Raw genomic sequence first — 21,802 nt, 5'->3', positions numbered from 1 at the left:
GAAGGGCGCGGCAAGGCTGCGCCTGGGCGACAAGTATAGAATCCCGGCATGCCCGAGCTTGCTGAACTGTTCGATATCACCGCTGCGCGCCGCCTGGATGCGCAGGCCAGCACCCTGCTGGGCGATGGCGGTGCCTCGCTGATGGAACAGGCCGGCCAGGCCGCCTGGCATTGCCTGCTGGAGCGCTGGCCGCAGGCGCAGCGCATCGGCGTGGTGGTGGGAGCCGGCAACAACGGCGGCGATGGCTACGTGCTGGCCCGTCTGGCCCGTGAAGCCGGCCGCCGGGTGACGGTGCTGCGGCTGGACACCGATGCGCCGGCCACAACGTTGGCGCAGCGGGCAGAGCAGGCGTTCATCGCCGCCGGCGGTGTGGTGGCGCGCTACGATGGCGTTCTGCCGCCGGGAGACCTGCTGGTGGACGCGCTGTTCGGCATCGGCCTGAACCGCGCGCCGGCCGGTGCCGCGGTGGATCTGATCACGGCCATCAACGGCGCTGGGGTGCCGGTGCTGGCGCTGGACGTGCCCAGCGGCGTGGATGCACGCACCGGTCACGTGCCGGGCGTTGCCATCCGTGCCACGGTCACCCTGCAGTTCATCGTGCGCCACCAGGGGCTGTATACCGGCGCAGCGCTGGAGCATGTCGGCGGTCGCCGCCTGGCCACGCTGGATCTGCCTGCAGACGCTGGCGAAGGCGTGCAGCACAGCGCCGAGTGCTGGCAGCAGCCGCGCCTGCGCGCGCAGCTGCCGGCGCGACGCGCCAACACCCACAAGGGCGAATCCGGCCACGTGCTGTGCGTGGGCGGCAACCTCGGCAGCGGCGGCGCGGTGATGCTGGCCAGTGAATCGGCGTTGCGCGCGGGCGCAGGGCTGGTCAGTGTGGCGACCCAGTCGCCGCATGTCGCACCGCTGCTGGCGCGCCTGCCCGAAGCGATGGTGCATGCCGTGCAGGACGCGCAGGAGCTGCAGGCCCTGCTGCCGCGTGCCGGTGTCATTGCGATCGGGCCTGGCCTGGGCCAGGACGACTGGGCGCACGAACTGTGGCGGCAGGTGCTGGCCAGCGGCAAGCCGCTGGTGATCGATGCCGACGCCCTGAACCTGCTGGCCAAGGCGCCGCAGCCGCTCCATGACGCGATCCTGACCCCGCACCCGGGCGAGGCCGCGCGCCTGCTCGGGCTGAGCACCGCGCAGGTGCAGGCCGACCGCTTCACGGCGGCCAAAGCGCTGGCCGAGCGTTTCCACGCGGTGGTGGTGCTCAAGGGCGCCGGCACCGTGGTCGCTGCGCCCGATGCGCTGCCGCGGGTGATCGCCGCCGGCAATCCCGGCATGGCCGTGGGTGGCATGGGCGATCTGCTCACCGGCATCATTGCCGCCCTGCGTGCGCAGGGCCTGGGCGCCTTCGATGCCGCCAGCACCGGCGCATTGCTGCACAGCCTGGCCGGCGATGCCGCCGCCAGTGACGGCCAGCGGGGCCTGCTTCCCACCGATCTGCTGGCGCCGCTGCGCCGGCTGGTCAATCCGGACGTTTGAACATGATCGAGTTTTTCCTCGCGCAGACTGAAGACACTGACCTGCTCGGGCAATGGCTGGCCGCGACCCGGCCGCCGCAGGCGGTGATGCAGCTGCAGGGCGACCTGGGTGCCGGTAAATCCACACTGGCCCGCGCACTGCTGCGCGCGCTGGGCGTGCAGGGGGCGATCCGCAGCCCGACCTACACCCTGGTGGAGCGCTACCCGCTGGCCGACGGCCACGAGGCCTGGCACCTGGATCTGTACCGGATCGGCAACGCGCAGGAGCTGGATTTCCTCGGGCTGGACGAAGGCAGCGCCTCGTTGTGGCTGGTCGAATGGCCCGAGCGCGGTGCCGGTGCATTGCCACCGACCGACCTCGAAGTGGCGCTGGATATCCAGGGCCAGGGGCGTCGCGCCCGGCTCACCGCCACCAGTCCGGCCGGTCGTGAATGGCTCGCGCGGCTGCCCCAAGGGGGTGACTTGCAGGCTCTTTCTGTCGGCTGACACTAGGAAACACCGGCAGGTTACGGATTATTAAGGGAAAAGGAGTTGCATTTCATTCAGCGCGGTGATTGAATCCAGACCCATGCCAATGGGGAAATCACTCACCGCCCTCTGCACTGCCGTCGGACTCTGTCTGGCGAGCGCGCTGTCGTGGGCGGGGGAAGTCCGCCAGGTGGCCGTGGAGACTGGTGCGACCGGGACCCGTGCGGAGATTTCGCTGGCCGGCAGCGGGGGCTACAAGACCCTGTCGCTGGCCGGTCCGAACCGCCTGGTGGTGGATTTCCCGGATTCCAGCGCGATCCGCAACCTCAAACTGCCTGCGCCAAAGGGCGTGGTCACCGCTGTCCGTACCGGGCAGCCGGTGCCAGGTACGTTCCGCGTGGTGTTCGATCTGGCCGAATCGGTCGCGCCGTTCCGCCCGCAGATGATCAAGCAGGGCGATGCGTCGCGCTTGGTGATCGAGTGGCCAGGCGATGCGCCGGCTGCGGCCACCGTTGCCAGTGCGCCCGCGCCCACCCCGGCCGCAGCACCTTCGCCCACGCCAGCGGCTTCGACGCCGGCCGCCGCGCCGGCACCGACCCCTGCACCCACCGCCGCCCAGACGGCACAGGCACGCAGCGATGCCGCGCGCGCCACCGCGTTGCTGACCGCGTCGGTGCGCCAGCAGGCCAGCGCCACGGTCGCCACCTCGGCGCCGGGCCAGGCTGCCGCGACGGCCACCACGGTCAACGTCGCTGCCGCAGGGACCGCCAACGCGGCCAGCAACAGTGCGTCGCCGGCCGCGATCCTGGCCGGTCAGTCGACCCCGGCGGTCGTGGCCAGTGCGCCGGTTCCGACGCCCGCGCCGACCCCGGCGCTGCAGGACAACCCGCGTCCGGCCATGCCCAGCGACGCCTCGCGCGTGAAGATGCGCGCCGGCATGCGTCCACTGGTGATCGCGATCGATCCCGGCCATGGCGGCCAGGATCCCGGCGCGGTCGGCCCGACCGGCAAGCGCGAAAAAGACATCACTCTGGCGGTGGCACGCGAACTGGCCCGCCAGATCAATGCAACGCCCGGCCTGAAGGCCTACCTGACCCGCGACAGCGACGTGTTCATTCCGCTGCCGATGCGCGCGCAGAAGGCGCGTGCGGCCAAGGCCGACATGTTCATCTCGATCCATGCCGATGCCGCCGAGAACCGGGCAGCAACCGGCTCGTCGGTGTACGTGCTCTCCACCAAGGGCGCCTCCTCGCAGCGTGCGCGCTGGCTGGCCGACAAGGAAAACGCCGCCGATCTGGTGGGTGGCGTGCGCCTGCAGCAGACCGAAGGCACCTTGGCCAACGTGCTGCTGGATCTGGCCCAGAGCGGTTACATGAAGGCTTCTGAGGACGCGGCCGGACATGTGCTGGGCGGCCTGAAGCGGATCGGCAAGAACCACAAGCCCAATATCGAACGTGCGAACTTCGCGGTGCTGCGCACCTCGGACATGCCGGCGATGCTGGTCGAAACCGCGTTCATCTCCAACCCGGATGAAGAGCGCCGCCTGATCGATCCGGCCTACCAGCGCCAGATCGCCGGCGCAGTGCTGGACGGTGTGCATACCTTCTTCAGCCGTCAGCCGCCGCCGGGCACCCTGTACGCTGCGCGCGCCCAGGCAGAAATCGATGCCGCCAGCACCGTGGCCGGCGGCAGCAAGTAACCCCTCCAGGCTGCACCGCCCGGCGCACGCTATCATCACGGGATGACGTCCGTTTCCCGAATTCCCTACGCTGCCACGCCTGCCACCTCCCTTGCCCGGAGGTGCGCATGAGCATCCGCCAACTCCCCGAGATCCTGATCAACCAGATCGCCGCCGGCGAAGTGGTCGAACGCCCTGCGTCCGTGGTCAAGGAACTGGTCGAAAATGCGCTGGACGCCGGTGCCACCCGCGTGGATATCGACCTGGAAGAGGGCGGTGTGCGGCTGATCCGCATCCGCGACGACGGCGGTGGCATCGCCCCGGAAGAGCTGCCGCTGGCGGTATCGCGGCATGCAACCAGCAAGATCGCCAGCCTGGACGATCTGGAATCGGTGGCGACGCTCGGCTTCCGCGGCGAGGCGCTGCCGTCGATCGCCTCGGTCAGCCGCTTCACCCTGAGCTCGCGCCGCGCCATCGACGAGCACGGTTCGGCCCTGCAGATCGAGGGCGGCCGGCTGGGCGAAGTCACCCCGCGTGCGCATGCGCCCGGCACCACGGTGGAAGTGCGCGAGCTGTTCTACAACGTGCCAGCGCGCCGCAAGTTTCTGCGCGCCGAGCGCACCGAGCTGGGCCATATCGAAGAGTGGCTGCGCTCGCTCGCGCTGGCGCGTCCGGATGTGGAGCTGCGCGTCTCGCACAACGGCAAACCCTCGCGCCGCTACAAGCCTGGCGATCTGTACTCGGATGCGCGCCTTGGCGAAACACTGGGCGAAGACTTCGCCAACCAGGCGCTGCGCGTGGACCACAGCGGGGCCGGCCTGCGCCTGCACGGCTGGATTGCGCAGCCGCACTATTCGCGGGCCAGCACCGATCAGCAGTACCTGTACGTCAACGGCCGTTCGGTGCGCGATCGCAGTGTCGCCCATGCGGTGAAAATGGCCTACGGCGACGTGCTGTTCCACGGTCGTCAGCCCGCGTACGTGCTGTTCCTGGAACTCGACCCGACCCGCGTCGATGTCAACGTGCATCCGGCCAAGCACGAGGTTCGCTTCCGCGACTCGCGCCTGATCCACGATTTCGTCTACCGCACGCTCAAGGAAGCACTGGCCGAAACCCGTGCCGGCATGACCGCGGCCGGCGCCCAGGTGCATGCCACCGAGAGTGTCGCTACCGCAGCGCCGGCCTACGGCCTGCCGTCCGCCGGCAGCACCGGCTATGCGCTCGCCGGCAACGGAGCAGGCGGCGGCCTGGGCGGCGACTGGCGCCCGCAGCAATCACCGTTGGGGCTGCGGGTGGCCGATGCGCCGTCCGCCTATGCAGCGCTGTATGCCGCGCCGGGCGGCACTGCAGCGGCCAGCAGCCTGCCGCCGATGCCGACCGACAACGGCCTGCCGGTGACCGCAGCCGACAGTGGCGTACCGCCGCTGGGCTATGCGATCGCACAGCTGCATGGCATCTACATCCTCGCCGAAAACGCCGAAGGCCTGATCGTGGTGGACATGCACGCCGCGCACGAGCGCATCGGTTACGAGCGCCTGAAAACCGCGCACGATGGCATGGGCCTGCATGCGCAGCCGCTGCTGGTGCCGATCACCCTGGCGGTGGGCGAACGCGATGCCGACACCGCTGAGCGCGAGGCCGAGACCTTGACCTCGCTGGGCTTTGAGATCACCCGCGCCGGCCCCGGTTCACTGCACGTACGCAGCATTCCGGCGTTGCTGGCCAATGCCGAACCCGAAGCGCTGCTGCGCGACGTGCTCACCGACCTGCGCGAGCATGGCCAGAGCCGGCGCATCGCCAGTGCCCGCGACGAACTGCTGTCGACCATGGCCTGCCACGGTGCGGTGCGCGCCAACCGGCGCCTGACCGTGCCGGAAATGAACGGCCTGCTGCGCGACATGGAAATCACCGAACGCTCGGGTCAGTGCAATCACGGCCGACCGACCTGGGCCCGTTTTTCGCTGGCGGAAATCGACCGCTGGTTCCTGCGTGGACGCTGAGAGGAAGGTCATGGGGAAGCGCTGGGGAGTGTGGGCGACTGCGTTGCTGCTGGCAGTGAGCATCTCGGGGTGTGGCGAAAAGAACGAGGCCGCACCGGCGAAGGTGGCGATCGATCCGGCCTTCGAGGCCGAACAGCAGCAGTGGCGCCAACAGCGCTACGAAGCGCTGCACGCCGCCGATGGCTGGACCAGCCTGGTCGGTCTGCACTGGCTGGAGTACAAGGCGCACTACATCGGGCATGGGCCGGGCAGCGGCATCCGCTTGGCGGTCGGCCCGGACAAGCTCGGCATGGTCGCGCGCGAGGGCAGCACCGTCTGGTTCACGCCGGAGCGTGGCGTGCCGGTGCGCGTGGAGGGCAAGCCGGTCACCGGCCGCATCCGCTTCTTCAGTGATCGCGATCCAACCCCGACAGTCATCGCCTTCGATGACGACAAGGGCCGGCTCAGCCTGATCCATCGCGGTGAGCGCTTCGCGCTGCGGGTCAAGCACGCCGATGCCCCCTCACGGACGAACTTCACCGGCCTGACGTACTGGCCGGGTGGTCCGGCCTGGCGCATCACCGCGCGCTTCGTGCCACATCCGGCCGGCAAGACGCTGCCGATCGTGGACATCACCGGCCTGACCACGAACATGCCCAATGCCGGCACGCTGGAATTCGAGCGCGATGGCCGCACCTGGCGGCTGGAGGCGATCGGCGAGCCTGGGCGCGAGCTGTTCGTGATCTTTGGTGATCGCACCAGCGGCCACGGCAGCTATCCGGCCGGCCGCTATCTCGATCTGCCCGCGCCCGACGCGCAGGGCGGGGTGGTGATCGATTTCAATCACGCCTACAACCCCCCATGCGCGTTCACCCCGTTCGCGACGTGTCCGCTGACACCCCCTGAAAACCGCCTGGACCTGCGTGTGGACGCAGGCGAGCAGGCGTACCACGCCCCTGAAGGAGAGGCTTGATGATCTCGATGTTGTCGCGTGTCGTGTCCCCGTTGCTGATCGCTGCGAGCCTGTGGGTCGGTACGGGCAGCGCCGAAGCGCGCCCGGTGGCGCCGAGCGCGCCGACAGCGGCCAAGGCCACCCCGCCCGTGCCGCTGCTGTGGAAGGTCACCGGCCCGGGCGACAGTCGCCTGTACCTGCTGGGTTCGTTCCATCTCCTGCAGCCCACCGATTACCCGCTGTCGCCGGACATCGACCAGGCCTTTGCGGCCTCGCAGCGGGTGGTGTTCGAGCTGTCGCCGCAGGACATGGAATCGCCGCAGTTGGCGCAGAAAATGGTGCAGGCCGCGATGCGCACCGATGGCTCGGAGCTGAAACGCGACCTGGACGCCGCGACCTGGACCAAACTGCAGGCCTATGCGCAGGAGAACAAGCTGCCGCTGGCCCAGTTGCAGGGCATGAAGCCGTGGTTCGTCGGCCTGACCATCACCCTGAGCCAGTTCACCAAGATGGGCCTGGACCCGGCGCTTGGGCTGGATCGCCATTTCATGACCCGCGCGGCCAGCGCAGGCAAGGCCACCGCCGGGCTGGAAGACATCGACACCCAGATCGCGGTGCTGTCGGGGATGACGGCCAAGGAGCAGCAGCAGATGGTCGCCGAGGCGCTTGAGCAGGCCGGCAAGGGCGACGAGATGGGCCGCAAGCTGCACGACGCGTGGCGCCGCGGCGACGACAAGCTGCTGTGGACCTCGATGGCTACCGAAATGCGCGGCCAGTACCCGCAGCTGTACAAGCGCATCAACACCGACCGCAACGATGCCTGGGTGCCCAAGCTGCAGCAGCATCTGCAGGCCGGGCAGGGGGGCACGATGGTGGTGGTGGGGACGTTGCACCTGCTCGGCAACGACGGTGTGGTCGAAAAGCTGCGCGCCAAGGGCTACAAGGTGGAGCGCGTCTGCACCGGCTGCGCCAAGCCCAAGCGCTGATGCGCGCGGCTGGAGGGCGATAGGGTCGACCGGATGGCGTCGATCACGTCGCCGGTCCCTGAAACGAGAAAAGGCGCGGCCCGAGGGCTGCGCCTTTTTCTTTACTGCGCCGAGCGTGGGCTCAGCGGCGGGTCTTGCCCGCGCCCGGTGCCGGCGTTTCCGGCTTCTTGCCGGTACCCGCACCCGTGCCCGCGCCGGTACCCGTTCCAGTGCCACCCGGACGGCCACCGAAGCCGCCGCCCATGTTGCGCTGGAAGTCCTGCCACATCTCCATGTTGCGCTCGGTCAGCTGGTTCATCATCGCCCAAGGGGTCTGGCCGAGGAGATTGCCCATCTGCTGGCGGAACTGCTGCTGCTGGTCCAGGAAGACCTGCATGCTGCGCTCCAGATAGTTGCCCATGAAGCCCTGCAGCGAGTCGCCATAGAAGCGGATCAGCTGGCTGAGCAGCTGGGTGGACAGCATCGGTTCGCCGTCCTGCTCCTGGTCGGCGATGATCTGCAGCAGCACCGAGCGGGTCAGGTCATCGCCGCTCTTGGCGTCACGCACCTCGAAGTCCTCACCGTCCAGGATCAGCTGGCGCACATCCTCTATGGTGATGTAGCTGGAGATTTCCGTGTCGTAGAGCCGGCGGTTCGGGTACTTCTTGATAATGCGGGTCGCAGCCATGAAGCAGTCACTCATCACAGTAGGCGCGCAGCATGGCGCAGTGCAGCAGCCTATGCAACCGCCATAGGTAGCAAGGGGCCGCATTTATGTTGCGCAACATGGAGTGCAGCATTTTTGGCGCTTACCACCCCATGTGGTGGCCGCCGTTGATGTCCAGGTTGGAGCCGGTGATCCAGGACGCTTCCTCGTTGACCAGGAAGGCCACTGCGTAGGCGATTTCCTCCGGCTTGCCGAGGCGGCCGGTGGGGATGTCGGCGATGATCTTGGCGCGCACTTCATCCGGCACGGCCATCACCATGTCGGTGGCCACATAGCCCGGCGAAATGGTGTTAACGGTGATGCCGAAGCCGGCATTCTCACGCGCCAGCGAAATGGTGAAGCCGTGCATGCCGGCTTTGGCGGCGGCGTAGTTGGCCTGGCCGTACTGGCCCTTCAGGCCGTTGATGGAGCTGATCTGGATGACCCGGCCCCAGCCGCGGCGGCGCATGCCCTCGATGACCGGACGGGTGACGTTGAACACCGAATTGAGGTTGGTGTTGATCACGTCGTGCCACTGGTCCGCGCGCATGCGGTGGAAGGTGGTATCGCGGGTGATGCCCGCGTTGTTGACCAGGATCTCGACCGGCCCCAGCGCCGCTTCGACCGCCTGCACCATGCTTTCGGCGGTGCCGGGATCGGACACATCGCCCGGGAAAATCGCTACGTCGCAGCCGCGCGCCAGCATCTTCTCGCGCCAGGCCCTGGCTTTGGCTTCGTCACGGTAGTTGGTGGCGACCCGATGGCCCTGGTCGGCCAGGCGTTGGCAGATGGCAGTACCGATACCGCCGGTACCACCGGTGACCAGTGCGACGCGAGATGTCATGAGCAGCTACTCCGAAAGGCAGGGCCAACAAGGGGGAAAGCGATTCTGCAACATCAGGGGGCAAAAGGGGCAGCCTCGCCAGCGGCGTGCAGGGGGGAAATGTCGCCCGGTGGCAACCGGTCCGGATCGAAGCCGGCGGCGGCCTGCTGAAGCCACCGGCCCACGTCATCGGCCCCTGCACCGATCGCCGGCTCCTGGCCCAGCTGCGCCCATGCCCGGCGCAGGGCCGGCAGCGGCCGGGCCGGATCCACTGGCAGCGCCGCCTCGGACTTGGAGAGCTTGCGCCCTTCCGGGCCGAGCAGCAGCGGCAGATGCAGGTAGCGCGGTGTCGGCAAACCCAGGGCCTGCTGCAGCAGGATCTGACGCGGTGTGGAATCGAGCAGGTCCGCCCCACGCACCACATCGGTCACCTGCTGCGCGCCATCGTCCACCACGACCGCCAGCTGGTAGGCCCAATAGCCGTCGGCGCGGCGCAGCACGAAGTCGCCAACCTCGGCGTGCACGTCCTGCACGATGCGGCCCTGCAATCCGTCATCGAACCCCACGACGCTGCCGGGCGGCACCCGCAGCCGCACGGCAGGCTGCGCACGCGCGGCACGGGCGACACACTGGTGGTGGATGCCGCCCTGAGCGGACAGCTCACTGCGGCTGCAGTGGCACGCAAACGCCTTGCCCTCGCGCAGCAGCCGGTCCAGCGCCGCCTGATACAGCGCATCGCGCTGGCTCTGATGCACGACCGGCCCATCACTGTTCAGGCCGAATGCCGCCAATGTGGCCAGTTGGCCGCTGACCGCGCCGGGCACCGTTCGAGGAGGATCGACGTCCTCCACCCGTACCAGCCAGCGGCCGCCCGCGTGCCGCGCGAGCAGCCAGCTGCCCAGCGCGGCCAGCAGCGAGCCGGGGTGCAGGGCGCCGGTAGGCGAGGGCGCAAAGCGTCCGCAATAGAAGGAATCAGACATGAACTATGAATCGTCGGTCAGTTTGCGACTTGAATTCAAGCTGAAGTCACCGCAGATTTGCATTCATCAACCTCCCATGAGCGTCCTTTTCCCATGTTCAGTCGCATTGCTCTCTTCCTGCTGACCAACTTTGCGGTGCTGATCCTGGCCGGCATCGTGATGTCGGTACTGGGCGTCAATCCCAACCAGATGAGCGGCCTGCTGGTCTTCGCGGCCATCTTCGGGTTCGGCGGCTCGTTCATCTCGCTGCTGCTCTCCAAGTTCATGGCCAAGCGCTCGACCGGCGCCGTCGTGATCACCGAGCCGCGCAACCCCACCGAACGCTGGCTGCTGGCCACCGTTGAACGCCAGGCCCGCGAAGCCGGCATCGGCATGCCCGAAGTGGCGGTGTACGAAGGCCCGGAAATCAACGCCTTCGCCACCGGCGCCAACCGCAACAAGGCCCTGGTCGCCGTCTCCACCGGCCTGCTGCACAACATGAGCGAAGACGAAGCCGAAGCCGTGCTCGGCCATGAAATCGCCCACGTCGCCAACGGTGACATGATCACCATGGCCCTGCTGCAGGGCGTGCTCAACACCTTCGTGATCGTCCTGGCCCGCATCGTCGGCGGCTTCATCGACAGCGCCCTGTCCGGCAACCGCGAAGGCGGCGGCCGCGGCTTTGCCTATTACATCATCGTGTTCGTCCTGGAAATGGTGTTCGGCCTGTTCGCCACCATGATCTCCATGTGGTTCTCCCGTCACCGCGAGTTCCGCGCCGACGCCGGTGGCGCCCACCTGGCCGGCCGCCAGAAGATGATCGCCGCCCTCGAGCGCCTCAAGGTCAACCACGGCCAGAGCACCCTGCCGACCCAGATCGCCGCCTTCGGCATCGCCGGCGGCGCCGCCAAGAAGCTGTTCATGAGCCATCCCCCGCTGGACGAGCGCATCGCCGCCCTGCGCGCCGCCAACAACACCGTGGTGTAACCCACACCGCAGTGCGCAGAACAGAACGCCCGGCTTCCGCCGGGCGTTTTTTGTTGGGCGAGCGCCCGCGATCAAAAAATGTCAGTGCCGTCCAATAGATGTCAGGAGCGTTGAGTTCTTCCATCCGCCACGCCAAGGTCTGTCGAGAGGTCGGCGGATAGCCCGGGCCAAGACCGTCAAGCGGCATGGATGCCGCTTGTCGAGCCCCCATGGACGGGTTTACGGCGTGTCTTGGCCCGGGCTATCCGCCGGCCTCAGCGCCTCAGCAATGGAAGCGCTGCCGCTGCCGTTGCCGCTGCCGTTGCCGTTACCGTTACCGTTACCGTTGCCAGCATTCAACAGCAGCCGACCAGCGGTCGGCACTACCGAAGCACGACTAGCCAGGCTCGCTATGACGCGTCCAGCACGTCGCACGATGACAGCCCACAAACAACAACGGCGCCCGAAGGCGCCGTCATGGTGCAGATCAGATCCAGCCCGATCAGAACTTCGCGTCGAACTCCGCCGCGTAGCCCGTATTGACCAGCACCTTCTGCAGCGCATCGCTGATCTTCACATTGCCAGCCACGATCTGCTGCGTCTCCGGACCACGGCTGTCCATACGGGCCGGCGTAGCACCCTTGAAATCACAGACCCGGCCACCGGCCTCACGGACCAGCAGCACACCGGCGGCGATGTCCCAGGCCTTCACACCGGCCTCGAAGTACGCATCGGCACGGCCACAGGCAACATAGGCCAGATCCAGCGCCGCCGACCCCGTGCGGCGCACGTCTTCGGCCTGCACCAGCAGCGCATCCACCGCCTTCAGCTGCGCGCTCGTGCGCTGACGCTCACGCGGTGCAAAACCGGTATGGATCATCGCGCCGCCCAGATCCTTGCGCTCGGCAATACGGATACGGCGGTCATTGAACACCGCGCCCGCACCACGGCTGGCGGTGAACAACTCATTGCGGAGCGGATCGAAAATCACCGCGTCGATCGGCTCACCGTTCTCGACCAGGGCGATGGACACGCAGTAATGCGGGAAGCCGCGCAGGTAGTTGCTGGTGCCGTCCAGCGGATCGATGACCCACATGTAACGGTTGACCGACTGCACGCCACCTTCCTCACCCATGATCCCGTACTCGGGATAGGCGCGCTTGAGTTCCTTGACGATGACCTTTTCCGCATCTGCATCGACTTCACTGGCATAGTCCATGCGGCCCTTCTGCACGACGTTCAACGCCTCGAGCTTGTTGATGTTGCGCAACAGGACGTTGCCGGCGAGGCGGGCGGCCTTGACCATGACGGTGACGGCGGGTTTCTGCATGGCGAAAAGCTCCCGTAAAGGCAGAGTAGGGGTTTGGCGGGGGAAAAGAGCGGTCCCGGCGCAGAGGCCGGTCGCACAGTTTACCATTTGTCGCTGTCCTGCTCGCATTTGGCCTGTTCATGTCCGTTCAAACCGCTCCCGCCCGCATCCGCTTCGTCCTGGTCGGCACCCAGCACCCCGGAAACATGGGGGCGGCCGCTCGTGCCATGAAAACCATGGGGCTGGGCCGCCTGGTCCTGGTCGCCCCGGAAAAACCGCTGGATGAAGAGGCCTTCCGTCGCTCGGCCGGCGCCGAAGACGTCCTCGGCGACGCGCCGGTCGTGGCGACCCTGGCCGAGGCCGTGGCCGACTGCCGCTTCGTGCTGGGCTGTACCGCCCGCTCGCGCCGGGTCCAGCTGGAAGAACTGCTGCCGGCCGTGGCCGCCCAGCGCGTACTGGCCAAGGCTGCCGAGCCGGCCGAAGTGGCCTTCGTATTCGGACGTGAGCGCACGGGCCTGACCAATGAAGAGCTGCAGCTCTGCCACGCCGCCGTGCATATTCCGTCCAATCCGGACTTCAGTTCCTTGAACCTGGCCGCCGCCGTCCAGGTGCTGGCCTATGAAGTGCGCATGGCCATCCTCGGGGCGGGCGATGCCCCCGTCGCCGCCCCGGCCGACCCCGGCTTCGGTGAAGCGCCGGCCAGCCATGCCCAGGTGGAAGGCCTGTTCGGCCAGCTCGGCGACACCTTGGATGAGATCGATTTCCACAAGGGCCGCGCGCCCGAGTCGGCCATGCGCAAGCTGCGCCGCCTGTTCCTGCGCACCGAGCTGAGCGAGCAGGAAGTGCGGCTGCTGCGCGGCATTCTGTCCGATGCACAGCGCATGGCGAGATTGGCGACAAATAAGCCCCTGTAAGCCGACGCAGTTCTCACTTTTTCGGGTAGTCTGTCTCGATTCCTTGGGGGGAGTGATGGGCTTGTCGGGACTGCGAAGGCTGCTGCAGAGCGTATTGCTGTGTCTGGCCATCGCCGCGACGACGGGGTCGGCGTGGGCCGGTCCCGCCCACGAACTGGTGCTGGGAAGGATCAGCGACGACCCGAAGTCTCACTATGCACAGCTGCAGCCCCTGCTGGATTACGTGATCCCGCGCATGCGCGATGTCGGCATTACCGAAGGCCGCATCCTGATGGCGCGGGACGCCCAGCAGATGGGCAGCTATCTGCGCCGCGGCCGGGTCGACTGGGTCACTGAAACCTCCGGCACTGCCGTCGCGCTGGGCCTGCGCAGCGGCGCCAGGCCGCTGCTGCTGACCGAACGCAGTGGCGTGCGGGAGTACCACACGGTGTTCTTCGTGCGCCGCGACAGCCCCATCCAGACCCTGGAAGATCTGCGCGGGCATACGCTGGCGCTGCAGAACGTGGCCTCCACCAGCGCCTACCTGGTGCCGGTGATGACGTTGTTGCAGCATGGCGAAACCCCGGAAATTCTGGCGTCGCTGGGCGACACGGCGGCACCGGACAGCGTGGGCTATGTGTTCGCGCGGTCCGAATCCAACATCGCCACCTTCGTCCACAAGGGCCTGGTCGATGCCGGGGCGGTGAGCAGCGTGGACTGGGCCGACGGCAAGCGTATCCCGGCCAACTTCGTGCGTGACTTCCGGGTCATCCACCGCACCGAGCCGTATCCACGCGCTGTGGAAATGGTGCGCGAAGGGCTCGACCCGCGGGTGCGTGACCGCCTGCAGGAGGTGCTGCTGGAGGCCGCCTCGGACCCGCAGGGACGCAGTGCATTGAACGTGTTTTTTGGTACCTCCGGGTTCCACCGGGTGGATGCACAGATGCAGCACCGGCTGGATGAATTGAAACAGGGCTTGACGCGCGTGCGGATGGAAGTGGAATGAGTCGGTTGGGTTCCGGAATGCAGGCAAAGTTCGTGCTTGCGATGAGCGGCGCGATGCTGGTGGTGGTGGCCATCGTGGCGGTGGTGCTGGGGCGTCAGGCGACGATGCAGGGCGAGGTCCAGCACCTCAGCGGCAACGTCATCCATGACCTGTTCGACCGCAGCGTGCGCAGCCGGGGTGAGGCCTTGGCGCGCGAGCTGTCCGATGCGCTGGCCAATCCGCTGTACTACAACGACCTGGAGCAGGTCGGCGCGCTGGTGCGCAACACCTCGCGGCAGCAGGTGGTGCGCTATGTGCTGGTGTTCGACGAGAATGGCCGGCTGATCCACGATGGCTCGGTGGACGTGCTCGAGTTCGGTCAGCCGATGCGCGATCCGCTGGCGAACGGTGCGGTCGGTGCGCGCGAGCTGGTCGTCCAGCAGTCGCCCAAGGTGCTCGACAACGCGATGCCGATCATGATCGGCAACCAGCGCATCGGCGGCGTCCGCGTGGGCATGGCGCTGGATGATGTCCAGGCGATGGAAAGGAAAGCCAACCAGACCCTGGGCGAGCGGCTGCAGCAGGTCGGCAAGCGGCATCTGGGCTGGCTGCTGCTGATGCTGGGCCTGCTGGTCGGCATTGGCGCAGTGGTGATCATCTATGTGCAGCGAACGCTGGTCACGCCGATCCGCTGGCTGGCTGGCGCCGCCCGCCAGATCGAGGCGGGCGACTACAACCTGCAGATGCGCCAGAGTCATCGCCAGGATGAAGTCGGCGAGCTGGTGCGGGCGTTCGGCCGGATGAGCCAGGCCATCGCCCGGCATGACCGTGAAGTGCGGCACATGGCCTATACCGACGCGCTGACCGGTCTGACCAACCGTCTGGCCTTCCGTGAGGCGCTGGATCACCGGCTGATGGCCGCGCGTGCGTCCGGGCATCGCCTGGGGCTGCTGTTCGCCGACATGGATGACTTCAAGCGCGTCAATGACACGCTCGGCCATGAAGCCGGCGATGAAGCGCTGCTGCAGTTCGCCCAGCGCATCAGCGCCGCCGTCGCGCAGGCCGGTGGCGATGAGGCCTTGCTGGCCCGCTTCGGTGGCGATGAATTCGTGATCCTGATCGGTGAAGGTGATGTGGCCGCCCGCGCCCGCGAACTTGCCGAACTCCTGGTGCGCGAGCTGGGGCAGCCGCTGGTCGTGCAGGGCAGGGAGCTGTTCCTGGGCACCTCAATCGGTGTGACCCTGTTCCCGGACGATGCCGCCGATGCCACCACGCTGCTCAAGAACGGCGACATCGCGATGTACCAGGCCAAGATGGCCGGTAAAAACTGTTACCGCTACTACAGCCGCGCCATGGATCACGCCGTCGAGCGCCGCGTGCACATGGAGCAGGAGCTGCGCGGCGCCTGGGAGCGCGGCGAGCTGCGGCTGGCCTATCAGCCGATCTACCGGACCCGCGACCGTCGCATGGTCGGCGTGGAGGTGCTGCTGCGCTGGCAGCACCCGACCCTGGGCACGATTCCGCCTTCGGTGTTCATCGAAGTGGCCGAGCAGAGCGGCCTGATCGAAGTGATCGGTCCCAAGGTGCTGCGCGCCGCCTGTACCGAGGCGGTGCAGTGGCCGTCAGGTGCCGATGGCGAAGGCCTGTTCGTCTCGGTCAACGTGTCACCGCGCCAGCTGCGCGGTGGCGAACTGCCGACCCTGGTCGCCGACTGCCTGCGCGACACCGGGCTGCCGGCGTCGCGCCTGCATCTGGAGCTGACCGAAACGGCGGTGATCGGCGATGAAATGCTGGCCGCCGCATTGCTGGACAAGCTGCACCGGACGGGCGTGAAGGTCTGGCTGGATGATTTCGGCACCGGCTTCTCCGGCCTGAGCCACCTGCGCCAGGTGCCGGTGGACGGGGTCAAGATCGACAAGAGCTTCGTGGCCGACATGCAGCGTGACCCGGACGATCTGGCGTTGACCACGGCGATCATCGCCATGGCCCATGCGCTGGGGATCACCGTGGTGGCCGAAGGCATCGAGCAGGAAGTGCAGTTCGATCTGCTGGCCCAGCGCGGCTGCGACCTGGCCCAGGGCTACTGGTTGAGCCACCCGGTCAGCGCCACGGACGTGGTGCAGCTGCTCGAGGCCGGCAGCTGACGCTAGACCGGGCGCTTGCTGCTGTCGCCGGAGATCTCGCGGACCAGCTTGGGGACCAGATAGCCGGACAGGCGTGCGGTCAGCTGTGCATGCAGGTCCTTGGCGGTGTCGTCGGCCACTTCGAAATGGGCGACACCTTCGACCCGGTCCACCTGATACAGGTAATAGGGCAGTACGCCCGCCGCGAAACTGCGCTCGCTCAACGCCTGCAGCGCCTCGATCGAATCGTTGACCCCGCGCAGCAGCACGGCCTGGTTGAGCAGGGTGGCGCCGGCCGCGCGCAGGCGCGCCATCGCAGCGTCCACGGTCGCATCGAATTCGTTGGCGTGGTTGGCATGGATCACGAACGCCACCGGCCACGGCAGCGAGGCGATCCACTGCACCAGCTCCTCATCCACGCGCTCGGGCAGGACCACGGGCAGACGGCTGTGGATGCGCAGGCGGCGCAGGTGCGGAATCTGCTTCAGGGCCTGGGTCAGCTCCACCAGCTTGTGGGTCGCCAGCGACAGCGGGTCGCCGCCGGACAGGATCACCTCGTCGATGTCCGGGTCCTGCGCGATCGCATCGACCGCATCGCGCCAGCCTTCGCGGGCCGCGTTCTCGGTGCCGTAGTCGAAATGGCGGCGGAAACAGTACCGGCAGTTGATCGCGCAGCTGCCGGTGGTGACCAGCAGGGCACGGCCACGGTACTTCTGGATGACCCCGGTGGCCTTCTTGGCCGCGCCATCGCCGACCGCGTCCAGGCTGAAGCCGGGCACGACCTTCAGCTCGTCGGTGATCGGCAGGACCTGGCGGAGCAGGGGATCATGCCGGTCGCCATGGCGCATCCGCGCCGCGAAGCCCTGCGGCACGCGCACTGCGAACTGGCTGGCCGCCTCGTCAGAGACCCCCAGTGCCACCGGATCCAGCCCCAGCTGCCGAAGCAGCTCGCGGGGGTCGCGGATCGCCTCGCGCCACCGTTGCTGCCAGCGGACGGGGGCGGCCAGGGGCGTGGCGGAAAGCTGCATGGAATGGGGGCCTGCGGTTATCATGTGGGTCAGAAATATCGAGTCACCCCACCGGTGTCGGTGGGATTTCCCATTCTATCCGGCTCGCCGCGCCTGCGCGGCGTTTGCCCATTCAGGAGTTTCAGCATGGCCACTGTTGGCATGAACGATGTCAAGAACGGGATGAAGATCCTGATCAACAACGAACCGGCCGTCATCACTGAGACCGAGTACGTCAAGCCGGGCAAGGGCCAGGCCTTCACCCGCATGAAGTACCGCTTCATCAAGTCGGGCCGCGTGGTCGAAATGACCATGAAGGCGACCGATGACGTGGAGAAGGCCGATGTTGTCGATACCAACATGGACTTCATGTACAGCGATGGCGAGTTCTGGCACTTCATGGACCCGGAAACCTTCGAGCAGGTCCAGGCCACCAAGGCCGGCATGGGCGGTGCTGACAAGTGGCTGAAGGGCGAGGAAGTCTGCATCGTGACGCTGTGGAACGGCGAGCCGATCTTCGTGCAGCCGCCGAACTTCGTGGAACTGAAGATCACCGAAACCGATCCGGGCGTCCGTGGCGACACCTCGGGCGGCGGCGGCAAGCCGGCCACCCTGGAAACCGGCGCCGTGGTCCGCGTGCCGCTGTTCGTCAACCAGGATGAAATCATCAAGGTCGACACCCGCTCGGGCGAATACTCCGCACGCGCAGGCAAGTAATCCGGGTACGCGGCAGCGCATTCGCGCTGGCGCTCCCACGATCCGCGCCGCGGATCGTGGGCCCCAACTCACCAGCATCCACACCCCGCCGCTTCGCGGCCGCCCCTGACTCAGGGGCCAGTCCTCCAGAAGCATCGCGGTAGCCGTCCAGCATGGGACCGGTCTTCTGAAGGTTCGAGGTAGGCCCTGCCGTAGGCTGACCTGTTTCTCCAGCAAAGTGAGCCCGCATGACCGACACCGCCCGCATTCCCGAAGCCTGTGACCTGTTGATCGAAGCCGGTTACGTGGTCCCGATCGAACCGCATGCGGTGGTGCTGGAAGACCATGCCGTGGCCGTACGTGGCAGTGAGATCATCGCGATCCTGCCGCGTGCGCAAGCGCGGGAGCGCTTTACGCCCAAGCAGACCGTGTCCCGCCCGGACGCGGCACTGATGCCGGGTCTGGTCAACGCGCATACCCACAATCCCATGACCCTGCTGCGGGGCGTCGCCGACGACCTGCCGCTGATGGTCTGGCTGCAGCAGCACATCTGGCCGGTGGAAGCGGCGGTGATCGGCCCGGAGTTCGTGGCCGACGGCACCACCCTGGCGATCGCCGAGATGCTGCGCGGCGGTACCACCTGCGCCAACGAAAACTACTTCTTCTCCGACGTCCAGGCCGCCGTCTACAAGCAGCACGGATTCCGTGCGCTGGTCGGTGCGGTGATCATCGATTTCCCGACCGCCTGGGCCAAGACCGATGACGAGTACTTCGCCAAGGCCGGCGAGCTGCACGACCAGTGGCGCAATGATCCGCTGATCGGCACCTCGTTCGCCCCGCACGCGCCGTACACCGTCAACGACGCGAACTTCGAACGCGTGCGCATGCTGTCCGACCAGCTGGACATGCAGGTGCACCTGCACACGCATGAAACCGCGCAGGAAATCAGCGACTCGATCAAGCTGCATGGCCAGCGTCCGCTGGCGCGTCTGGACCGGCTCGGCCTGGTCAACGACCGCCTGATCGCGGTGCACATGACCCAGCTGACCGAAGCCGAAATCCACCTGTGCGCCGAGCGCGGCGTCAGCGTGGTGCACTGCCCGGAATCCAACCTCAAGCTGGCCTCCGGGTTCTGCCCGGCCTGCGCGCTGCAGCGCGCCGGTGTGAACCTGGCGATCGGCACGGACGGCTGCGCCAGCAACAACGACCTGGACATGTTCAGCGAGAACCGCACCGCGGCGATCCTGGCCAAGGCCGTGGCCAACGACGCCACCGCGCTGGACGCGGCCACCACGCTGCGTGCGGCCACCCTGGGCGGCGCACGCGCGCTGGGTTTCGGTGACCGTATCGGCTCGATCGAGGTCGGCAAGCAGGCCGATCTGGTCTGCGTGGATCTCTCCGCGCTGGAAACCCAACCGCTGCACCATGTGCTCTCGCAGCTTGTCTACGCCGCCGGCCGCCACCAGGTCAGCGATGTCTGGATCGCCGGCCAGCCCAAGCTGGTCCAGCGCGAACTGGTCGGCATGGACACCGCCGCGATCGTCGCCAACGCCCGCCAGTGGCGCGAGCGTATCCGACACATCCGTGCTTGATGCATCAAGGATCCCCATGAACACCCCCCATGCTTCCACCAATTTCGATCAGGCCGAACTGGACAAGTTCGCCGCGCTCGCCAACCGCTGGTGGGACGTCGATGGCCCGCAGAAGCCGCTGCATGCGTTGAACCCGGTGCGCCTGCAGTACGTCGCCCAGCGCGTCACCCTGCGCGGCGCCCGCGTACTTGATATCGGCTGCGGTGGCGGCCTGCTCAGCGAAGCGCTGGCCAAGGAAGGCGCGGACGTCACCGCGATCGACCTGGCCCCGGAACTGGTCAAGGTCGCCCGCCTGCACGGGCTGGAGTCGGGCGTCACGGTCGACTACCGCGTGCAGGCCGCGGAAGACCTGGCCGCCGAACAGCCGGGCAGCTTCGATGTGGTGACCTGCATGGAAATGCTCGAGCATGTGCCGGACCCGGGCGCGATCATCGCCGCCTGCCACCGTCTGCTCAAGCCGGGCGGCCAGCTGTTCCTGTCGACCGTGAACCGCACCCCGGCCGCGTTCGCCGTGGCGATCGTCGGTGCCGAATACGTGGCGCGGCTGCTGCCCAAGGGCACGCACCACTACCAGGATTTCATCAAGCCGGCCGAGCTGGGCAAGTGGCTGCGTGAGGCTGATTTCAACCTGCGCGATGTCAGTGGCATGGCCTATGAGCCGTGGCGCAACCGTGCCCGCCTGAGCACGCGCACCGACATCAATTACCTGGCCCACGCGGTCAAGCCGGACGACGCGGCACGTGTCTGAGTTCAGTTTCCCGCCGGCGGTGCTGTTCGATCTGGACGGCACCCTGCTGGACAGCGCACCGGACATGCTGGCCACCGCCAACGCGATGCTGGCCGCGCGCGGGCGCGCGCCGATCACCCTGGGCGCGCTGCGCCCGGTGGTCTCCAAAGGCTCGCGTGCGATGGTCTCGGTAGCGTTTCCCGAGTTGGGGCAGGCCGAGCGTGATGCGCTGGTGCCGGAGTTCCTGGAGCGCTACGAAGGCCTGATCGGCCAGCATGCCGTGCTGTTCGATGGCATCGCCGGCATGCTCGACGCGCTCGATGCGGCCGGCTGCGCGTGGGGCATCGTCACCAACAAGCCCGAGTATCTGGCCCGGCTGATCGTGCCGCAGCTGGGCTGGGAACAGCGCTGCAAGGTGCTGATCGGCGGCGACACCCTGGCCCAGCGCAAGCCGCATCCACTGCCGCTGTTGGCCGCCGCCGAGCGCATGGGCATCGCCCCGGGCACCTGCATCTACGTGGGCGATGACGAGCGCGACATCGTCGCCGCCAACGCCGCGGGCATGGCCTCGGTCGCCGCGCTGTGGGGCTATCGGCTCGATGCCGACGATCCCATGGCCTGGGGCGCCGATACGCTGACCGCACGTCCCGAACACCTGCAACATGCCAAGGCGTGGCCGCTTCCGCGCACGCTCTAGCCTTTCAAGGAATACACCGTGAGTACTCCCAGCGCCCTGGACAGTTTCCTGGACAAGTGGCGGACCCGTTGGCCCGAGTGGCAGGTGGCCGAACGCTTCGTGCCCGAGAACCAGCGCACCCTGGTGGTGGCGTGGTTCTCGCTGCTGCAGGAGTTCGACGACATCCTCAATACTGCCGGCGACCCGATGCCCTCCGATGCCAAACTGGCGTGGTGGGGCGAAGAGCTGCGCAGCTGGTCCGCACAGCGCTCGCGCCATCCGCTGGGCCGCGTGCTCGAGCCGGTGCGCGCGCCGTGGGCGCAGCTGGCCGAGACGCTGCCGGATCTGATCGAAGCGCGTGCGGTGCCGGTCGATCCGGCGCAGGCGCTGCGCTCGCTGCAGGCGTATGCGGCCGCTGTGGCCGCGGTCGAGGCGGTGATGTTCGATACCCCGGCGCGTGGCGATGTCGCCACCCCGGTGCTGGTGCAGACCCTGGCCCAGCGCCTGCATGAGAGTGGCGTCGCGGCGATTCCGCGTTCGCTGCTGGCCGAGGATGACACTGCCGCGCCGGGCCGGTGGGCGCAGCAGCTGCTGGCCAAGTGGCCGGCCCGGGTTGCCGGCCCGCGTCCGCGCCGCCTGTACGCTGCGCTGGCCCGTGCCCGCCAGCAGACCTGGGCGCAGGACCGCCAGTACCAGGCCACGCCGATGCGGACGCTGTGGCTTACCTGGTGGGCTGCGCGAGGCTGAGCGTGCGTGCCGGCCAGCGGCCGGC

The 21,802-nt window shown here is 67.6% G+C and carries 20 protein-coding genes; 15 read left to right on the top strand and 5 right to left on the bottom strand.

Features of this window, described 5'->3' with window-relative positions; genetic code table 11:
* Nucleotides 1–48: 48 nt before the first annotated feature.
* The 6 genes from K4043_RS05060 (at nt 49) to K4043_RS05035 (ending at nt 7,589) form a co-directional block, all read left to right on the top strand.
* Nucleotides 49–1,527: an NAD(P)H-hydrate dehydratase gene (locus K4043_RS05060; protein WP_265308400.1), complete on the top strand. Its 1,479-nt coding sequence runs from the start codon at nt 49–51 to the stop codon at nt 1,525–1,527.
* Nucleotides 1,528–1,529: 2 nt separating this feature from the next.
* Nucleotides 1,530–2,012, top strand: a complete 483-nt coding sequence (gene tsaE / locus K4043_RS05055; protein ID WP_259261485.1) for a tRNA (adenosine(37)-N6)-threonylcarbamoyltransferase complex ATPase subunit type 1 TsaE — start codon at nt 1,530–1,532, stop codon at nt 2,010–2,012.
* 88 nt (nt 2,013–2,100) lie between these two features.
* On the top strand, nt 2,101–3,693 hold the full coding sequence (locus K4043_RS05050) for an N-acetylmuramoyl-L-alanine amidase (RefSeq protein WP_265308553.1): 1,593 nt from the start codon (nt 2,101–2,103) through the stop codon (nt 3,691–3,693).
* Between the two features lie 107 nt (nt 3,694–3,800).
* Nucleotides 3,801–5,672: a DNA mismatch repair endonuclease MutL gene (mutL, locus tag K4043_RS05045; protein ID WP_265308399.1), complete on the top strand. Its 1,872-nt coding sequence runs from the start codon at nt 3,801–3,803 to the stop codon at nt 5,670–5,672.
* Nucleotides 5,673–5,682: 10 nt separating this feature from the next.
* Entirely contained in the window at nt 5,683–6,624 is a 942-nt protein-coding gene (locus K4043_RS05040; RefSeq protein ID WP_265308398.1) for a DUF1684 domain-containing protein, read from the top strand.
* Complete coding sequence (locus tag K4043_RS05035; protein WP_265308397.1) at nt 6,624–7,589, top strand: TraB/GumN family protein; 966 nt, start codon at nt 6,624–6,626, stop codon at nt 7,587–7,589. Before K4043_RS05040 ends, K4043_RS05035 begins: the two co-directional genes overlap by 1 nt.
* Nucleotides 7,590–7,710: 121 nt before the next feature.
* Here the strand turns inward: K4043_RS05035 and phaR are convergent, their stop codons facing one another.
* The 3 genes from phaR to gluQRS form a co-directional block, all read right to left on the bottom strand.
* Nucleotides 7,711–8,256, bottom strand: coding sequence for a polyhydroxyalkanoate synthesis repressor PhaR (gene phaR, locus K4043_RS05030; protein ID WP_265308396.1), 546 nt, complete (start codon nt 8,254–8,256; stop codon nt 7,711–7,713).
* A gap of 121 nt (nt 8,257–8,377) precedes the next feature.
* Nucleotides 8,378–9,118, bottom strand: coding sequence for an acetoacetyl-CoA reductase (gene phbB, locus K4043_RS05025; protein ID WP_123730702.1), 741 nt, complete (start codon nt 9,116–9,118; stop codon nt 8,378–8,380).
* Between the two features lie 53 nt (nt 9,119–9,171).
* On the bottom strand, nt 9,172–10,077 hold the full coding sequence (gene gluQRS / locus K4043_RS05020) for a tRNA glutamyl-Q(34) synthetase GluQRS (RefSeq protein WP_265308395.1): 906 nt from the start codon (nt 10,075–10,077) through the stop codon (nt 9,172–9,174).
* Nucleotides 10,078–10,170: 93 nt separating this feature from the next.
* On the opposite strand from gluQRS, the gene htpX reads away from it, so the two are divergent.
* Nucleotides 10,171–11,043 (top strand): protease HtpX, encoded by an 873-nt coding sequence (htpX, locus tag K4043_RS05015; RefSeq protein WP_121038240.1) that lies wholly within the window; start codon nt 10,171–10,173, stop codon nt 11,041–11,043.
* 481 nt (nt 11,044–11,524) lie between these two features.
* On the opposite strand, the gene K4043_RS05010 is transcribed toward htpX, so the two are convergent.
* Nucleotides 11,525–12,352: an inositol monophosphatase family protein gene (locus K4043_RS05010; RefSeq protein ID WP_019182815.1), complete on the bottom strand. Its 828-nt coding sequence runs from the start codon at nt 12,350–12,352 to the stop codon at nt 11,525–11,527.
* A gap of 119 nt (nt 12,353–12,471) precedes the next feature.
* On the opposite strand from K4043_RS05010, the gene K4043_RS05005 reads away from it, so the two are divergent.
* Genes K4043_RS05005 through K4043_RS04995 form a run of 3 tightly spaced genes read left to right on the top strand, consistent with a single transcriptional unit; the run spans nt 12,472 to nt 16,353 of the window.
* The gene (locus K4043_RS05005; protein ID WP_123730704.1) at nt 12,472–13,245 is read left to right on the top strand and encodes an RNA methyltransferase; all 774 of its coding nucleotides are present in this window, start codon (nt 12,472–12,474) and stop codon (nt 13,243–13,245) included.
* 52 nt (nt 13,246–13,297) lie between these two features.
* The gene (locus K4043_RS05000; protein WP_123730705.1) at nt 13,298–14,230 is read left to right on the top strand and encodes a phosphate/phosphite/phosphonate ABC transporter substrate-binding protein; all 933 of its coding nucleotides are present in this window, start codon (nt 13,298–13,300) and stop codon (nt 14,228–14,230) included.
* The gene (locus K4043_RS04995; RefSeq protein WP_265308393.1) at nt 14,227–16,353 is read left to right on the top strand and encodes an EAL domain-containing protein; all 2,127 of its coding nucleotides are present in this window, start codon (nt 14,227–14,229) and stop codon (nt 16,351–16,353) included. The genes K4043_RS05000 and K4043_RS04995 overlap by 4 nt, the downstream gene beginning before the upstream one ends.
* A gap of 2 nt (nt 16,354–16,355) precedes the next feature.
* On the opposite strand, the gene epmB is transcribed toward K4043_RS04995, so the two are convergent.
* A complete protein-coding gene (epmB, locus tag K4043_RS04990; protein ID WP_265308392.1) occupies nt 16,356–17,360 on the bottom strand; it encodes an EF-P beta-lysylation protein EpmB in 1,005 nt (334 codons plus the stop codon).
* A 126-nt stretch (nt 17,361–17,486) separates the two neighbouring features.
* Here epmB and efp point away from each other — a divergent pair, with 126 nt between their 5' ends.
* From efp to K4043_RS04965, 5 genes are all read left to right on the top strand, one after another.
* Nucleotides 17,487–18,056: an elongation factor P gene (gene efp / locus K4043_RS04985; protein WP_123730708.1), complete on the top strand. Its 570-nt coding sequence runs from the start codon at nt 17,487–17,489 to the stop codon at nt 18,054–18,056.
* Between the two features lie 227 nt (nt 18,057–18,283).
* A complete protein-coding gene (locus K4043_RS04980; protein WP_265308390.1) occupies nt 18,284–19,627 on the top strand; it encodes a TRZ/ATZ family hydrolase in 1,344 nt (447 codons plus the stop codon).
* Nucleotides 19,628–19,643: 16 nt separating this feature from the next.
* Nucleotides 19,644–20,375: a bifunctional 2-polyprenyl-6-hydroxyphenol methylase/3-demethylubiquinol 3-O-methyltransferase UbiG gene (ubiG, locus tag K4043_RS04975; RefSeq protein ID WP_121038225.1), complete on the top strand. Its 732-nt coding sequence runs from the start codon at nt 19,644–19,646 to the stop codon at nt 20,373–20,375.
* On the top strand, nt 20,368–21,051 hold the full coding sequence (locus K4043_RS04970; RefSeq protein WP_265308389.1) for a phosphoglycolate phosphatase: 684 nt from the start codon (nt 20,368–20,370) through the stop codon (nt 21,049–21,051). Before ubiG ends, K4043_RS04970 begins: the two co-directional genes overlap by 8 nt.
* 18 nt (nt 21,052–21,069) lie before the next feature.
* Nucleotides 21,070–21,777: a squalene/phytoene synthase family protein gene (locus K4043_RS04965; protein ID WP_123730711.1), complete on the top strand. Its 708-nt coding sequence runs from the start codon at nt 21,070–21,072 to the stop codon at nt 21,775–21,777.
* Nucleotides 21,778–21,802: the final 25 nt, after the last annotated feature.

The organism is Stenotrophomonas sp. SRS1 (assembly GCF_026130205.1).
Classification (GTDB): domain Bacteria; phylum Pseudomonadota; class Gammaproteobacteria; order Xanthomonadales; family Xanthomonadaceae; genus Stenotrophomonas; species Stenotrophomonas rhizophila_B.
The sequence above is the reverse complement of the archived record's forward strand: the minus strand, read 5'-3'. Positions and strand labels throughout refer to the sequence as shown.

Excerpts from the sequence above, each read along its gene's own strand:
- K4043_RS05010 (WP_019182815.1), bottom strand. The coding sequence starts at position 12,352 with ATGCAGAAACCCGCCGTCACCGTCATGGTCAAGGCCGCCCGCCTCGCC.
- K4043_RS04980 (WP_265308390.1), top strand. The coding sequence starts at position 18,284 with ATGACCGACACCGCCCGCATTCCCGAAGCCTGTGACCTGTTGATCGAA.
- mutL (WP_265308399.1), top strand. The coding sequence starts at position 3,801 with ATGAGCATCCGCCAACTCCCCGAGATCCTGATCAACCAGATCGCCGCC.
- tsaE (WP_259261485.1), top strand. The coding sequence starts at position 1,530 with ATGATCGAGTTTTTCCTCGCGCAGACTGAAGACACTGACCTGCTCGGG.
- K4043_RS05035 (WP_265308397.1), top strand. The coding sequence starts at position 6,624 with ATGATCTCGATGTTGTCGCGTGTCGTGTCCCCGTTGCTGATCGCTGCG.
- gluQRS (WP_265308395.1), bottom strand. The coding sequence starts at position 10,077 with ATGTCTGATTCCTTCTATTGCGGACGCTTTGCGCCCTCGCCTACCGGC.
- K4043_RS05040 (WP_265308398.1), top strand. The coding sequence starts at position 5,683 with ATGGGGAAGCGCTGGGGAGTGTGGGCGACTGCGTTGCTGCTGGCAGTG.
- ubiG (WP_121038225.1), top strand. The coding sequence starts at position 19,644 with ATGAACACCCCCCATGCTTCCACCAATTTCGATCAGGCCGAACTGGAC.
- K4043_RS05005 (WP_123730704.1), top strand. The coding sequence starts at position 12,472 with ATGTCCGTTCAAACCGCTCCCGCCCGCATCCGCTTCGTCCTGGTCGGC.
- phbB (WP_123730702.1), bottom strand. The coding sequence starts at position 9,118 with ATGACATCTCGCGTCGCACTGGTCACCGGTGGTACCGGCGGTATCGGT.
- epmB (WP_265308392.1), bottom strand. The coding sequence starts at position 17,360 with ATGCAGCTTTCCGCCACGCCCCTGGCCGCCCCCGTCCGCTGGCAGCAA.
- K4043_RS05060 (WP_265308400.1), top strand. The coding sequence starts at position 49 with ATGCCCGAGCTTGCTGAACTGTTCGATATCACCGCTGCGCGCCGCCTG.
- htpX (WP_121038240.1), top strand. The coding sequence starts at position 10,171 with ATGTTCAGTCGCATTGCTCTCTTCCTGCTGACCAACTTTGCGGTGCTG.
- K4043_RS04995 (WP_265308393.1), top strand. The coding sequence starts at position 14,227 with ATGAGTCGGTTGGGTTCCGGAATGCAGGCAAAGTTCGTGCTTGCGATG.
- K4043_RS05050 (WP_265308553.1), top strand. The coding sequence starts at position 2,101 with ATGGGGAAATCACTCACCGCCCTCTGCACTGCCGTCGGACTCTGTCTG.
- phaR (WP_265308396.1), bottom strand. The coding sequence starts at position 8,256 with ATGGCTGCGACCCGCATTATCAAGAAGTACCCGAACCGCCGGCTCTAC.
- efp (WP_123730708.1), top strand. The coding sequence starts at position 17,487 with ATGGCCACTGTTGGCATGAACGATGTCAAGAACGGGATGAAGATCCTG.